14 protein-coding genes and 1 pseudogene are annotated in these 14,728 nt (G+C 37.7%); 14 read left to right on the plus strand and 1 reads right to left on the minus strand.

Features of this window, described 5'->3' with window-relative positions; genetic code table 11:
* Nucleotides 1-6: 6 nt before the first annotated feature.
* The 4 genes from K3T81_RS06670 (at nucleotide 7) to K3T81_RS06685 (ending at nucleotide 4,152) form a co-directional block, all read left to right on the plus strand.
* The gene (locus K3T81_RS06670) at nucleotides 7-591 is read left to right on the plus strand and encodes a genetic competence negative regulator (RefSeq protein WP_106896833.1); all 585 of its coding nucleotides are present in this window, start codon (nucleotides 7-9) and stop codon (nucleotides 589-591) included.
* A gap of 78 nt (nucleotides 592-669) precedes the next feature.
* Nucleotides 670-1,593 carry a D-alanine--D-alanine ligase gene (locus K3T81_RS06675; protein ID WP_238018966.1) on the plus strand — a complete coding sequence of 308 codons (924 nt, stop codon included), beginning with the start codon at nucleotides 670-672 and terminating at the stop codon, nucleotides 1,591-1,593.
* Nucleotides 1,594-1,718: 125 nt separating this feature from the next.
* Complete coding sequence (locus K3T81_RS06680) at nucleotides 1,719-2,999, plus strand: Glu/Leu/Phe/Val family dehydrogenase (RefSeq protein WP_106896831.1); 1,281 nt, start codon at nucleotides 1,719-1,721, stop codon at nucleotides 2,997-2,999.
* A gap of 172 nt (nucleotides 3,000-3,171) precedes the next feature.
* A complete protein-coding gene (locus K3T81_RS06685; RefSeq protein WP_106896830.1) occupies nucleotides 3,172-4,152 on the plus strand; it encodes a YpdA family putative bacillithiol disulfide reductase in 981 nt (326 codons plus the stop codon).
* A 39-nt stretch (nucleotides 4,153-4,191) separates the two neighbouring features.
* On the opposite strand, the gene K3T81_RS06690 is transcribed toward K3T81_RS06685, so the two are convergent.
* Entirely contained in the window at nucleotides 4,192-5,166 is a 975-nt protein-coding gene (locus tag K3T81_RS06690) for an asparaginase (protein WP_106896829.1), read from the minus strand.
* An 83-nt stretch (nucleotides 5,167-5,249) separates the two neighbouring features.
* Here K3T81_RS06690 and prsW point away from each other — a divergent pair, with 83 nt between their 5' ends.
* The 10 genes and pseudogenes from prsW (at nucleotide 5,250) to der (ending at nucleotide 14,723) form a co-directional block, all read left to right on the plus strand.
* Nucleotides 5,250-5,927 carry a glutamic-type intramembrane protease PrsW gene (gene prsW, locus K3T81_RS06695; protein ID WP_106896828.1) on the plus strand — a complete coding sequence of 226 codons (678 nt, stop codon included), beginning with the start codon at nucleotides 5,250-5,252 and terminating at the stop codon, nucleotides 5,925-5,927.
* 185 nt (nucleotides 5,928-6,112) lie between these two features.
* Nucleotides 6,113-6,907, plus strand: coding sequence for a spore cortex-lytic enzyme (gene sleB / locus K3T81_RS06700; protein WP_420830799.1), 795 nt, complete (start codon nucleotides 6,113-6,115; stop codon nucleotides 6,905-6,907).
* A gap of 15 nt (nucleotides 6,908-6,922) precedes the next feature.
* A complete protein-coding gene (gene ypeB, locus K3T81_RS06705) occupies nucleotides 6,923-8,266 on the plus strand; it encodes a germination protein YpeB (protein WP_106896826.1) in 1,344 nt (447 codons plus the stop codon).
* A gap of 97 nt (nucleotides 8,267-8,363) precedes the next feature.
* Nucleotides 8,364-9,020 carry a flagellar brake protein gene (locus K3T81_RS06710; RefSeq protein WP_238018967.1) on the plus strand — a complete coding sequence of 219 codons (657 nt, stop codon included), beginning with the start codon at nucleotides 8,364-8,366 and terminating at the stop codon, nucleotides 9,018-9,020.
* A 169-nt stretch (nucleotides 9,021-9,189) separates the two neighbouring features.
* A complete protein-coding gene (gene cmk / locus K3T81_RS06715) occupies nucleotides 9,190-9,873 on the plus strand; it encodes a (d)CMP kinase (protein ID WP_106896824.1) in 684 nt (227 codons plus the stop codon).
* Nucleotides 9,874-10,298: 425 nt separating this feature from the next.
* Entirely contained in the window at nucleotides 10,299-11,429 is a 1,131-nt protein-coding gene (gene rpsA / locus K3T81_RS06720) for a 30S ribosomal protein S1 (protein WP_238018968.1), read from the plus strand.
* 223 nt (nucleotides 11,430-11,652) lie between these two features.
* Nucleotides 11,653-12,252, plus strand: coding sequence for a YphA family membrane protein (locus K3T81_RS06725; protein WP_238018969.1), 600 nt, complete (start codon nucleotides 11,653-11,655; stop codon nucleotides 12,250-12,252).
* A complete protein-coding gene (locus tag K3T81_RS06730; RefSeq protein WP_106896821.1) occupies nucleotides 12,249-13,139 on the plus strand; it encodes a YIEGIA family protein in 891 nt (296 codons plus the stop codon). Before K3T81_RS06725 ends, K3T81_RS06730 begins: the two co-directional genes overlap by 4 nt.
* Nucleotides 13,140-13,142: 3 nt before the next feature.
* Nucleotides 13,143-13,327, plus strand: a pseudogene (locus tag K3T81_RS06735) (capping complex subunit for YIEGIA).
* A gap of 85 nt (nucleotides 13,328-13,412) precedes the next feature.
* On the plus strand, nucleotides 13,413-14,723 hold the full coding sequence (der, locus tag K3T81_RS06740; RefSeq protein ID WP_036572801.1) for a ribosome biogenesis GTPase Der: 1,311 nt from the start codon (nucleotides 13,413-13,415) through the stop codon (nucleotides 14,721-14,723).
* The last annotated feature ends 5 nt before the right edge of the window (nucleotides 14,724-14,728 follow it).

Here is a 14,728-nt window from a genome sequence, read left to right on the forward strand (position 1 = left end):
TGCTGTATGCGCATAGAAAGAGTGTCTGATGACCAGTTCACTATTTTTTTAACTTTTGATGATTTGATTGAACGTGGGTTTACAAAAGAAAATCTGTGGCATGATGCTACAAGCGTCCAGAACCTGTTTAGTGATATGATGTACGAAGCGAGTTCCGAACTGGATTTTGAGCTGGAAGGTGAACTTCTTGTTCAAGTTCATCTGATGCAGGCACAAGGCATGCACGTTATCGTCACACAAAAATTTGAAAATATGGATTGGGATGAGGATTTTATTGAGATGAAAGTGACACTGGATGAAAGTAAAGAATTAATTTTTTCATTTTCAGACTTTGAAAACATCATTCAGGTTGCTTCTTATTTGAGCCAAATCGGCATAAATGGCGGCCAGGTTTACTTTATGCAAGGTACCTATTATATGCTTCTAAGTGATGATGATCTGGAAGATATGGATAAAGAAGACGTAATTGCCATTATGTCTGAGTATTCCAGTCCGAGCATTATTACTTCTTACCGCTTAATTGAATATGGGAAGCAAATTTATGTAGCAGATGCAGTAAAAAACATTATGAAAACCTTCCATATAGATTAAAAATGATAGAACATGACTGTTTAAAATGATACGATAGTATATGGTTTTGATAGAGAACTGAGATAAGGAGTGCACGGAATGAAAATTGCTGTACTATATGGAGGGACCTCAGGAGAACGAGAAGTTTCGCTCTCCTCAGGGAAAGGAATTATACAGGCACTAAAAAACAACGGGCATGAAGTTACAGGAATTGATTTTCACCCTGAAAGGCTTGAAGAAATCATTGAACTAAATGTAGATCTCGTATTTATCGGGCTTCACGGGAAATTTGGGGAAGATGGGCGTGTCCAAGGACTTCTGGAAATGCTAGGTTTGCCCTATGTAGGATCAGGAGTATTAGCATCTGCGCTTGCTATGGATAAAGCGAAGGCCAAGCAAATATTTGAATCGAACGATATCCCCGTAGCAAAAAGTAAGGTGTATACTATTACAGACAAGACAAATTTGCAGGATGTAGAAAAAGAAGTTAACCAAGTATTTAAGGTGCCGTTTGTTATTAAGCCAAATAGCGAAGGATCTACATTGGGTTTGACAATAGTAGAGAACCCAGAACAAATATTGGATGGTTTAAACAGTGCTGCGATGAGTGACGATATGATTTTGGTTGAAGATTTTATTCAAGGAAGAGAAATTACAGTAGCGGTTCTTGGAGAGAAAGCACTTCCAATTATTGAAATCATTCCAAAAAATGCTTATTACGATTATGAGTCTAAATATGCTGCTGGTGGTAGTGAACATATTGTTCCGGCGCAAATTGATTCCGAGACATCCAAGACTATCCAAGATCTGGCTGTTAAAGCTCACAGCGTACTTGGCTGTAAAACCTATTCTCGAGTAGATTTTATATTGACAGAGGGAAATAAGCCTGTAATTCTAGAAGTAAACACGCTTCCGGGTATGACACCAACTAGTCTATTTCCGGACGCTGCCAAGGTGATTGGGCTTGATTATGACTCTATGATTGAAACATTTGTTAAACGAACAGTAGGAAATGAAAACTAGAAAAAGTGTCTTTCAATATTAGTATATTTCTCTTATTCTTTATTGCATATTTGATATGAACGTGTATACTAATTTCTGAGAACAGCTATTATAAACTATTTACAGATATTATAGGAGGTAAATTCATGGTAGCCGATAACGCAGCAGATTCTACCAGAGAAAGTAATGAAAAACCGGATGTATTAAGTTCCACACAAACTGTTGTAAAAACTGCATTGGAGAAGTTGGGTTACCCTGATGAAGTATTCGAACTACTAAAAGAACCGATTCGTATGATGACGGTTCGTATTCCTGTTCGAATGGATGATGGATCAATCAAAATTTTCACAGGTTACCGGGCTCAACATAATGATGCAGTTGGCCCTACAAAAGGCGGGGTAAGATTCCATCCAGATGTCACTGAAACAGAAGTGAAAGCTCTTTCCATTTGGATGAGTTTGAAGGCGGGCATTGTAGACCTTCCTTATGGCGGTGGTAAAGGTGGTATTGTCTGTGATCCTCGAGAAATGTCCTTTAGAGAGTTAGAGGGAATTAGTAGGGGCTATGTACGTGCTATCAGCCAAATTGTAGGACCAACTAAAGATATTCCTGCTCCAGACGTTTTTACAAATTCTCAAATTATGGCATGGATGATGGATGAATATAGTCGTATAGATGAATTCAATAGTCCTGGTTTCATTACTGGTAAACCTATCGTTCTTGGTGGGTCGCATGGAAGAGAATCTGCTACAGCCAAAGGGGTTACAATTTGTATTAATGAAGCTGCTAAAAAGAAGGGACTTAAAGTAGAAGGGGCTCGCGTTGTTGTCCAGGGATTTGGTAACGCGGGGAGCTTCCTGGCGAAATTCCTTAATGATGCAGGGGCAAAAGTTGTCGGAATCTCTGATGCACACGGTGCGTTGCATGACCCTGATGGATTAGACATTGATTATCTGCTCGATAGAAGAGACAGCTTCGGTTCCGTAACGAAACTCTTCAATAATACAATTTCCAATCAGGATTTATTAGAATTGGATTGTGATATTCTTGTACCAGCTGCAGTCGAAAATCAGATTACAGAGCACAATGCACATAAAATCAAAGCTAGTATTGTCGTCGAGGCAGCAAATGGTCCAACGACAATGGAAGCAACGAAGATATTAAGTGAACGAGGTATTTTACTAGTTCCCGATGTGCTTGCTTCTGCTGGTGGTGTTACTGTTTCCTATTTTGAATGGGTACAAAATAATCAAGGATACTATTGGACCGAAGAAGAAATTGATAAAAAGCTGCATGAAATTATGATTAAAGGTTTTAATTCCATATATAACACAGCAGAGACTAGAAGAATTGACATGCGTCTTGCTGCTTATATGGTCGGTGTAAGGAAAATGGCGGAAGCATCACGATTCCGCGGTTGGGTCTAACGGCCTGTTGAGAAATCAATTGTATGACAAAAAAACTCTTATCCTGTATTATTAGATAGGAGTTTTTTTTACGTTTTTTATTGTTTGAAGAGGACCTTAGATATTAAGATTAACGAAATAAATCTTTGGTATACAGCCTGCGAGATAGAATTTTTTAAAGGAAGTGCATATTGTGCAACACGAAAAAGTAATTATTGTAGGGGGAGGGCCGTGTGGCTTATCCTGTGCCTTGGAATTAAAAAAAGAGGGTTTTACCCCATTAATCATTGAAAAAGAAAATATTGTAAACACGATTCATCAGTTTCCTACACACCAAACATTTTTTAGTTCCAGTGAGAAACTAGAAATAGGAAACATCCCATTTATTACGGAAAAACAAAAGCCTGTTAGAAATGAGGCACTTGCATATTACAGATCCGTGGCTATGCGTGAAGAAGTACGAATTAATGCCTTTGAAAAAGTTACCGAAATCACAAAAAAGGAAGGCTTATTTCAGCTGTCCACCATTACAGGCAGTGACCAGGTAAATACTTATTCGGCTGATTATGTCATTATAGCAACTGGCTATTATGATCAACCTAACTATATGAATATTCCAGGTGAAAAGCTGAAGAAAGTTACACATTATTTTAAAGAAGGGCATCCTTATTTTAACAAGGATGTTGTCGTAATTGGTGGCAAAAACTCTGCAGTAGATGCCACGCTTGAGCTTCATAAAGCAGGAGCTAATGTGACAGTATTATACAGAGGTGCAGAGTATTCGAAGAGCATCAAACCATGGATTTTGCCAGAGTTTGATTCCCTGGTAAGAAAAGAAATTGTCAAGATGGAATTTAACGCAAATATAGTAGAGATAAAGGAAAATAGTCTTCGTTATCGTGTTGGCGAAAAAGAAAAAACAATTAAAAACGATTTTGTGTTTGCTATGACTGGGTATAAGCCAGATCTAGAGTTTCTAAATAGCGCTGGAATACATGTTGATGCCGCGACAGGATCACCTTCTTATAAAGAAGACAGTTATGAAACCAATATAGACAATTTGTTTATAGCTGGCGTTGTGGCTGCCGGATATAATAATAATAAATTATTTATTGAAAATGGACGCTTTCATGGAGAGGACATTGCCAGAATAATTACAGGTAGAGAAGAGTAGCTATACAGCTGCTCTTCTTTCCTTTAGCCAATTGGTTTCTTAGTTTTCCTTTTCAAAAATATCTTTTAGTTTTGGAAAGTCCATCTTCTGTTCCAATGCGATCTGCAACTTAATTCGCGCTTTAGGACCTGTCAGTCCGTTAGAAAAGATAACCCCCATTTCTTTTAACTTGCGTCCACCACCCTCATATCCATAAGTCGGCTGAACAATTCCCTGAAAACAGCGTGAAACAAGTACAATAGGGATCTGTGCTTCCATAATTTTTGCTAAATAAGGAACTGATTCTTTAGGTAGATTACCTTGGCCTAATGCCTCAATAACTAATCCATCTGGTCTTGCCGCTAAGACAGCCTCTAATAGACCATTATCCATCCCTGCATATGCTTTTAGCAAATAAACGCGTTGATTAATTGCATCTACATTATAGCAATATCGCGAAGTAATCGTGTGATGAAAAATGATCGAATCCTTTGTTATGATTCCAAGAGGACCATATTGGGGACTTTGGAAGGTAGCAATATTACTTGTAGAAGTCTTTGTTACATTTCTAGCAGTATGTACCTCATCATTCATCACTACTAGGACTCCCTTTTTACTTGCATTGCCATCACTAGCAACGCGGATCGAACTTATTAAGTTATATAGTGCGTCTGACCCGATTTCATTACTTGAACGCATGGCACCTGTTATAATGATCGGTTTATCAGTATGAACGATAAGATCAAGGAAAAAAGCGGTTTCTTCTAATGTATCTGTCCCATGTGTCACGACGATCCCCTCATAGGAAGGGAGCTCTTCCTTTATTCGATTGGCAAGTTGCAACATGTGCCTTGGTTCAATATGGGGGGATGGGAGAGAAAACGCCGTCATTTCCTCTACATCTGCATATTGATTAAAATAGTAGGTTAGCTCTGATAAAGGATGTTTTGTTGCAGTTGTAACTTCCCCAGTGGTTTTATTCTCCACCATAGAAATGGTTCCGCCTGTATGAATAATTAATATTTTCTTTTTCATTTTATTCTCCCTCACAAATGTTGTTTTCTTTATTCTTCTTTAGTGATAACATAATGATAGTAAATTAGGAAAGGGGCCGTTTGATGTTTGCTATATTTTCAGCTGGAATTGCACCGGCCATCGCACTCATGTCTTTCTTCTATTTGAAAGACCGTTATTCAGAACCCCTTCCATTACTTATACGTACATTTATTATCGGATGTTTACTTGTGTTCCCAATTATGTTCATTCAATATGTTCTTACTACAGAAGGCATGACAGATAATTATTTAGTTGAATCTTTTCTATATACCTCCTTAACTGAAGAGTTTTTTAAGTGGTTTTTATTTATTTATACCATCTATCATCATTCTGAATTCGATGCACATTATGATGGTATTGTTTACGCCGTGGCAATTAGCCTAGGATTTGCCACAGTAGAAAACGTATTGTACTTGTTTACAAATGGAATAGGATATGCCTTGAGCAGAGCTCTTTTCCCTGTCTCATCCCATGCCCTTATAGGGGTTATCATGGGCTATTATTTCGGTAAGGCGAAAACAAACAAACAACATAAGAAACGTAACATTGCAATGGCTTTTATTATACCGTTTCTACTCCATGGAACCTATAATTATATCTTGAATATCGTGCCTGGTAATTGGCTCCTCTTCTTAGTCCCTTTTATGATCTTATTATGGATTCTTGGACTACGCCGTGTGAAAATAGCCAGTGAAGCTGCACCATTAACGATGTTTCAGAAAAAAAAGCAAGGAGCCTAATATCCTCTGTCAGTGAATTGACAGGGGGTATTTTTTTATATCATCCTATGATATTTCCTCCTATAAAAAGATATTGGTATAAACAGGGTGAATAAAAAGTAGGTTTCTTCAAAAAATAGGTTTACAACATAATGAAATAACCAGGAGGATACCATATGAAGTATAAAAAGTTCCTATTCTTTATTATGATACCTATTTTATGTGTAACGCTTCAAGCAACTCATCCGGAAAGTCCGGTACACGCTTTTAGCTCTCAAGTCATACAACAAGGTGCAGTGGGAGATGATGTAATTGAATTGCAGGCCAGATTACAATATTTAGGGTTTTATAATGGCAAGATTGACGGTGTCTTTGGCTGGGGAACATATTGGGCATTAAGAAATTTCCAATATGAGTTCGGCATGGAGATTGATGGGCTGGCCGGCCAGTCCACCAAGGATAAGTTAGCACAAGCAAGTAATTATGATGAACAATATGTCAAAGAACAGTTAAACCAGGGTAATAAATTTACACATTATGGCGGTACGGATAACAAGAACCAAACAAATCAAGGTGGAGGCGAAGGGGACCAAAGTGAAGATGCCCCTGCTACAGGAAATACATCAGTAAATGTCCCACAGGGTTATTCTCAGAACGACATCCAATTATTGGCCAATGCTGTATATGGGGAAGCTAGAGGGGAACCCTATGTCGGACAAGTAGCGGTTGCAGCAGTAATATTAAACAGAGTAGAGAGCCCTACATTCCCAAATAACGCATCGGGTGTAATTTTTGAGCCTAGAGCATTTACCGCTGTAGCCGATGGACAAATTTGGTTAACCCCGAATGAAACGGCAAAAGAGGCAGTGCTTGATGCTATAAATGGGTGGGACCCTACTGGTAATGCACTTTATTACTTTAATCCTGACACAGCTACATCAAGCTGGATATGGACAAGACCACAGATTAAGCAAATAGGAAAACATATATTCTGTAAATAGAAAGGTGTGATGACATTGATTAGGTGGATCATAATCGCTGTTTTGGCAATTGGAGTTACTGGAACTGCTTTTTGGGGTTACCAAGAACATCAAGAAAAAAATGCTGTTTTAATTCAAGCTGAAAACACATACCAAAGATCTTTCCATGAGCTTTCCTATCACGTTGATTTACTGCACGATAAAATAGGTTCTGCGTTAGCAATGAATTCAGGTCAAAGTCTTTCCCCGCAAATGGTAGATATCTGGAGATTAACTTCAGAAGCCCTCTCAAATGTTGGACAGTTGCCATTAGGACTTTTGCCATTTAATAAAACCGAAGAATTTTTATCAAATATAGGTGATTTCACCTACAAGACTGCCGTTCGGAATTTAGATGATGAACCACTTTCTGAGGAAGAGACCAATTCTTTTGAAGAGCTATACCAGCAGTCAGGAGATATTAAAGATGAATTGCGTCAAGTCCAGCATGTGGTACTTGATAATAACTTACGGTGGATGGATGTACAGCTAGCATTGGCAAATGGAGAGGAGCAAGTAGATAACACAATCGTTGATGGTTTTCAAACAGTGGAAAAGACAGTCGAGGGTTACTCTGAAAGTAATGTAGACTCTCCGATAGTTGGCACTTCCTCTCAAGATCATGCTTATAAAGGGATAAACGGAGAAAAAATTTCGGAAGAACAGGCACGTGAGAAGGGGAAAGAAATACTTGATGTGAAAGATGCCGAAAAGCTACATGTTACCAAAAGTGGAGATGGTGCGGACATTCCAACATATAGTATCTCTTACAAAGATAATAAAAAAAGCGCATATATGGATCTAACAGAACAAGGTGGACACCCCATTACAGTTTTAGTAAAAAGGCAAATTAAGGATAAACAGATTAGCCTAAATGAAGGTATGGAAAAGGCAAAGGATTACTTGGCGAAATACCAATTTAAAGACATGGAGTTGTTCTTGAGTAGCCAATATGACAATATAGGTGTCTATTCATTTCTTTATAACCAGGGCGGAGTGAGGGTTTATTCTGACGCGTTAGAAATAAAAGTTGCATTAGATACCGGTGATATTCTTGGTCTTACAGCGAGAGATTATCTGATGAACCATACCGAAAGAGAGATACCAGAACCAACGATATCAGAGGATGAGGCAAAGGAAGCAGTTAATCAAAAAGTTGAAATTCAAGAATCATTTCTAGCTGTTATAGACAATGACCTCGGTGAAGAAGTCCTGACATATGAGTTCTTAGGTATCATGGGGAATGAGACATATCGAATATTTATTAACGCAATGGATGGAAGAGAAGAAAAGGTAGAAAAGCTAGATGGTGCAGAAGCTAATTATGCAGCAAATAGCTAAAGAGAGAGACATTAGTCTTTCTCTTTTTTCCTTTTTCTGTGATAATAGGTATATCGAATTAGTGTAGTGATTTTTTACCAGTACGGGGGGATTTCAAGTGAAAATTGGGAGCGTACTTACTCTTGAGTTGAAAAAAGCAGGAAAAAAGATGGAGACATATCGATGCAAAATTATCGAAAAAAGTGAACATTATCTATTTATCGATTATCCAATACATGAAAAAACTAAAAAAACTTCCTTTATACCAAAGGGCACCGTGTTAAGAGCAATGTTTATGGATGAAAAGCAGAACTTATATGCTTTTAAGACAGAAATTGTTGCTAAAGTAAAGTTAACCGTTCCAGGAATAGCCATTAAATTACCTGGTGATGATCTAAAACGAATACAAAGAAGGGAATTTGTAAGAGTAGAGGCAGCGATTGATGTTGCTATCCATTCTAAGAATAATTCTTTTTCACCAATTGTCACGGTGAGCACGGATATTAGTGGGGGTGGCCTCTCTGTCATCCTACCACATGGCAAAACAATGGAAGGTGATGGACCACTAGATTTATGGCTCACTTTAGATATGCAATCAGGAGAATATTTCTATATTAATGCTGAAGCGGAGTTGGTTTTCATTAAAGAGCAAGAAACACTTGTACATACAGCATCATTGAAATTCATTAACCTCACAAAAGAAGACCAACATAAAATAGTTCGTTTTTCTTTTGAAAAACAGCGAGAGGCAAGAAAAAAGGAACTATCCGTTTAAGTTACATTTTTTGTATCCGAATAGACCATTATTTTATTGGTATGTTATGATTTATATAGAATAGTTAAGATTTCGGCTATTGCCAGATCTTTATCTCTAGCTGGCATTTAATGTTGGTTATGAGGCTGGATGATAGTTGAATGATAGTTGAGAGGAATGAGCTTTATAAATGGAAAATGAAATGATAGCCATCGCTATTGATGGCCCAGCAGCTGCAGGTAAAAGTACTGTAGCAAAGATAGTTGCAGAAAAACTTTCGTGTGTCTATATTGACACCGGAGCAATGTACAGGGCATTAACGCTAAAAGCAATAAATAATCAAGTCGACTTACAAAATGAAGAACCATTAGTAGGATTACTAGCAAACACTACAATTAAATTAAAACAAAGTGCGACTGGTCAATTGGTCATCCTGGATACGGAGGATGTAACTGAGGCAATACGATCACAAGATGTTACTAACAATGTTTCCTATGTGGCGATGCACCCAGAGATCAGGAGAGAAATGGTAGCCCGTCAGCAAGCATTGGCAGCCCATACGAGTGTGGTAATGGACGGACGAGATATAGGAACTCATGTTCTCCCTAATGCAGAGGTGAAGATATTTCTTATAGCAACTGTCGAAGAACGGGCTAAACGGCGGTTTGAAGAAAATACTAAAAAAGGGTACAACGTTGACCTAGAGGAATTAAAAAAAGAAATTGAGCAAAGGGATTTAATTGATTCTCAAAGAGAAGCTGCACCGCTTATTAAGGCAGAGAATGCTGTGGAAATAGATACTACTTCTCTAACTATTGAACAAGTAGCTGACAATATCTTAAGTGAAGCGTATAAGGTTCTCCAACGTTCCTAGGTGTTATATTGTTTATGTAAGATTAACTTCCAAGGTAATTTCTTCTGCTTTATCTTCCCATTCATTCGATAGGGATAGATAGTAGGGAAGTTGCTTTTTCTTACATAAAAGACACCAATAAGGTGACAGTTTTAAAAATCATTATTTGGGGAAATTTAATTATAGCACAAGTTTTTCTATTTTAAGACGCGAAGCATTTGTGTGAAATGGCCGTTTAGCGGAGTTTTAAAGATAATTAAGCCTACATTAGATCGTATAATCGAAAAAAGAAAATTATCAGAATCAAACAACATTACTTGACAAATAATTATAATTATTAGAAGTTATAGAAAAGGAACTTTCTATTTAATTCTAAATTCAAAAAGATAGAGTTAAATGATGTTACGTTAATGCGTTTTTTGATATGTACTTAGGAGGGCTAGGATATGACAGAACAAAACAATGAATTACCAGAATTACAAGTAGGTACTACTATTGCTGGCAAGGTAATCAAGGTTGAAGAAAAACAGGTACTTGTAGACATTGGTTACAAAACAGAGGGTATAGTACCAATTGGTGAGCTATCCAGTTTGCATGTGGAACAAGCTGGCGACGTTGTGAAAGAAGGAGACGAACTAACACTTAAAGTTAAAAAAATAGATGATGATGAAGTTGTCCTTTCTAAGAAAGCAATAGATGCTGATCAAGCATGGGGAGAGCTTGAAGAAAAATACAAAAGCGGTGAAATCTTTGAAACAGAAGTGAAAGAGGTAGTTAAAGGCGGTCTTGTAGTCGATGTAGGAGTTAGAGGATTTATTCCTGCCTCATTAGTCGAAACGTATTTTGTGGAAGATTTCTCAGATTATAAAAATAAAATGCTTGCCGTTAAAATTGCTGAACTGGACAAAGATCAGAATCGAATTATCCTTTCACACCGTGCTGTAGCTGAAGATGAAGCGCAGGCAAAAAAAGGTGAATTGCTACAGTCTTTAGAAGCAGGTCAAGTGCTTGAAGGCACAGTGCAACGTATTACAAACTTTGGTGTTTTTGTGGATCTTGGAGGAGTAGATGGACTTGTTCATATCTCCCAATTAGCTCATAAACACGTTGAAAAAGCTTCAGATGTAGTATCTGAAGGAGAAAAACTAAAGGTTGAAGTCCTTTCAGTAGATATGGATAACGAGCGAATTTCTTTATCGCATAAAAATACAATCCCAGGACCATGGTCAGATATTGAAAGTAGATTCTCTGCTGGTGATACAGTTGAAGGGACGGTCAGACGACTAGTTAACTTTGGTGCATTTGTTGAAATAGAAGCTGGTGTAGAAGGCCTTGTGCATATTTCGCAAATTGCCAACCGACATATTGGTACACCTCAAGAAGTATTAGAAGTTGGGCAAAAAGTTAACGTCAAAATACTTGATGTAAATGAAAGCGAAGAGCGTATTTCATTAAGTATTAAGGAGTTAGAACAAGAACAAGCTGAAAAGGAATATAAGCAATACGCAAAAGATGAGGACCAGTCTGGGTTCCAGCTAGGTGATTTCATCGGAGATAAATTAAATAAGTATAAATAATAATTATAGAAAAAAGCGTCTCCCAGTTTGGGAGGCGCTTTTTTGTTGTCTATGAAAGTACTATCACCAATTATTTGTTACATATGTTCTGAAATCAACAAGTTTGTTTAACTTAACGTAACTGAGCCCCTTTCTAGCATACACAGCTGCAGTTTTCAATATGGGGCATTGTATACATAGCAGCTAAAACACCCATAATGAAGAGGGGCAGGTGAGATTATTAATGACAAACGAAGCATATTTTTATTGGGTTGGATGGATGCTTTGGATCACGACAACGTTTTTTATGAAGAGAGGAAAGAAAAGAGACTTATATACAGTATGGCTCCTTAGCATTTTAATTTTATCTAATACCAATGTAATGATAGGAGAGATAGAATATAATACCTCCTTATTTCTTTTAATAATAGGTTCCTTTATTCTCCTCCTTCACCTTAAGCGGCAGATTTACCTAACCATATGTACCTTTACCATAATGCTCGGCTATGCTTCCCTCCTTTTTTGGGAAAAAGCTGCTCCAATATGGCTTTTTTGGCCTAGAGAAGTGTTAGTTCCTCTTCTCCTTAGTCTGACAGCCCTGCTGCTTGTGAGGGGACTTGAGAGCCGGTTATGTGTAGTACTGCTTGGAACTAGCTTTGGCGAATGTGTCTTTAGTTTTACTCTATCTTCATACGGACTTTCAAGAGGCACTGGTGAACTTCCTTTTTTAGGCAATATTATGATTGCGATAGTATTTATTGCATTTTTAGACATAATACGAAAAAGTAGAACCAAAAAAGCCAAGCATCATAATATACCTATAGACCTGGAGGTAGCAAAATGAATGAATATACATACCCCATAATCTTTGGGGTGTTATTAGGGACATTCGCGAGAATTTTAATGCTTAGGACCGATTATCGACAGTACCCTACATACTTACATGGGAAAGTTATTCATTTATCACTTGGATTTATTGCTGCCGCACTTGGAGCAGTGGCCGTTCCCGCCATAATGGAAATGGAATTCACAGCTGTTACCTTTCTTACAGTAGCTGCCACTCAATTTAGAGAAGTTAGAAATATGGAGCGTAACACACTAACCGAAGTTGATGAGTTTGAACTGGTACCCCGTGGGAATACGTATATTGAGGGTATTGCCATTTCATTTGAAAGTAGAAACTATCTTGTTATCATGACTGCATTTATTACCACTCTCTTGTATATTGTATTTAACGTTTACATCGCGCTTGCTGGAGCGATTGTGAGCTTAATTGTAAATAGAGCACTTATGAGTGGTTCTACTATCAAAGATATTGTCAACATAGACTACCGTGAGCTTCGATTTGAAGGGGCTGGTCTCTACGTGGACAATATTTATATTATGAATATAGGGCTACCTGAAAGGCAAAAGGAAATTCTTAAATATGGAATGGGTTTTATTTTGACACCGAAAAATATGAATGTCATAACTACGATTGGAAATCTTGGACAACGTCAGGCGATCCTTCATGATGTTTCTGTTTCACTAGGTGTTGTAAGGGATTCTGGGACACCAGCTCTAACGCCTCTAATTAAGAGAGATTTAGACGATGGACGAATTGGTATATTTATTCTTCCACAGCTAAGGGAAAAGCAAAAAGCGATTGAAGTAATAGGTGCCGTACCAGTTTTGGAAAATGCAATCCGAATGCCATCAGAGTCAAAATCTCATAGTAAGGAGAAACAATAAAATATGAAGATTGAAAAAGCAATTTTAGCAGTAATAACAACAAACCAATCAAAAGTCAGTGGTGGCGCACCTATTTTTTATTGTAATGATGCAAAAGAGTCAGCAAAGGTAGCTGCAAACCTTGAAGCGATAACGATGGGATTGCGCATTCCCTCTCGGATGAGATGTACATCATTGTAAAACATTAAAAATAAATTGTTAATATGTGTTACTTTTGCTAGAATGAATAAATGTTAGGAAAATAAGAACGTATAGAGAGAGGATGCTCCTTTCATGAGAAAATCTGTTGTAGCAATCGTAGGAAGACCTAATGTCGGAAAGTCGACAATATTTAATAGACTAGTCGGAGAAAGAATTTCAATCGTTGAAGATATACCCGGTGTGACACGTGACCGAATATATGCAGAAGCTGAATGGCTAACTTCCAAATTCAATCTTATTGATACTGGTGGAATAGAGATTGGGGACGAACCACTCCTAGTCCAAATGAGACAACAAGCTGAGATAGCAATTGATGAAGCTGATGTTATTATCTTTCTGTTAAATGGTCGGGAAGGCATAACTGGTGCTGATGAAGAAGTAGCCAAGCTGCTATTTAAATCTAATAAGCCAGTAGTACTTGGGATAAACAAAATTGATAACCCAGAAATGCGTGAAACTATTTATGAATATTATTCATTAGGTTTTGGGGAACCATTCCCTATATCAGGATCGCATGGGTTAGGGTTAGGAGACTTATTAGACGCAGTTGTAGGCCATTTCCCACAACGATCTGAAGAAGTCTATGATGAAGAGACCATTTACTTTAGTTTAATTGGTCGTCCGAATGTCGGAAAATCTTCCCTTGTTAATGCCATGCTTAACGAGGAACGGGTTATTGTAAGTGAAATAGAAGGCACCACAAGAGATGCAATCGATACCACTTTAACTCGAGACGAACAAGATTACGTCATTATTGATACGGCAGGTATGCGTAAGAGAGGGAAAGTGTACGAAACAACTGAAAAATACAGTGTTTTACGGGCGTTAAAAGCCATTGAACGATCTGATGTTGTGCTCGTTTTAATTGATGCAGAAACCGGTATTAGAGAGCAAGACAAGAAAATTGCTGGTTATGCTCATGAAGCGGGAAGAGCTATTGTCATTGTAGTAAATAAATGGGATACCGTAGAATCAAACGAGAAAGCGATGAAGGAATTTGAGACAAAAGTTCGTGCACATTTTCAGTATTTAGATTACGCACCAGTGGTTTTCCTATCTGCAAAGACCAAAAAGCGATTACACACCCTTTTACCTGCTGTCAAATTAGCAAGTGAAAATCATGCAAAACGTGTACCTACCAATGTGCTAAATGATGTCATAATGGATGCAATTGCAATGAACCCTACCCCTACCTTAAAAGGGAAAAGGCTTAAAGTACTTTATGCAACACAAGTTGCTGTCAAACCACCAAGTTTCGTGGTATTTGTAAACGATCCCGAATTAATGCATTTTTCCTACGAACGTTTTCTAGAAAACAAAATCAGGGATGCCTTTGGTTTTGTTGGAACACCTATAAAACTATTTGCAAGAAGAAGACAATAAGGAGG

It is taken from the genome of Oceanobacillus jordanicus, assembly GCF_022095695.1.
GTDB classification, from domain to species: Bacteria; Bacillota; Bacilli; order Bacillales; family Amphibacillaceae; genus Oceanobacillus_B; species Oceanobacillus_B jordanicus.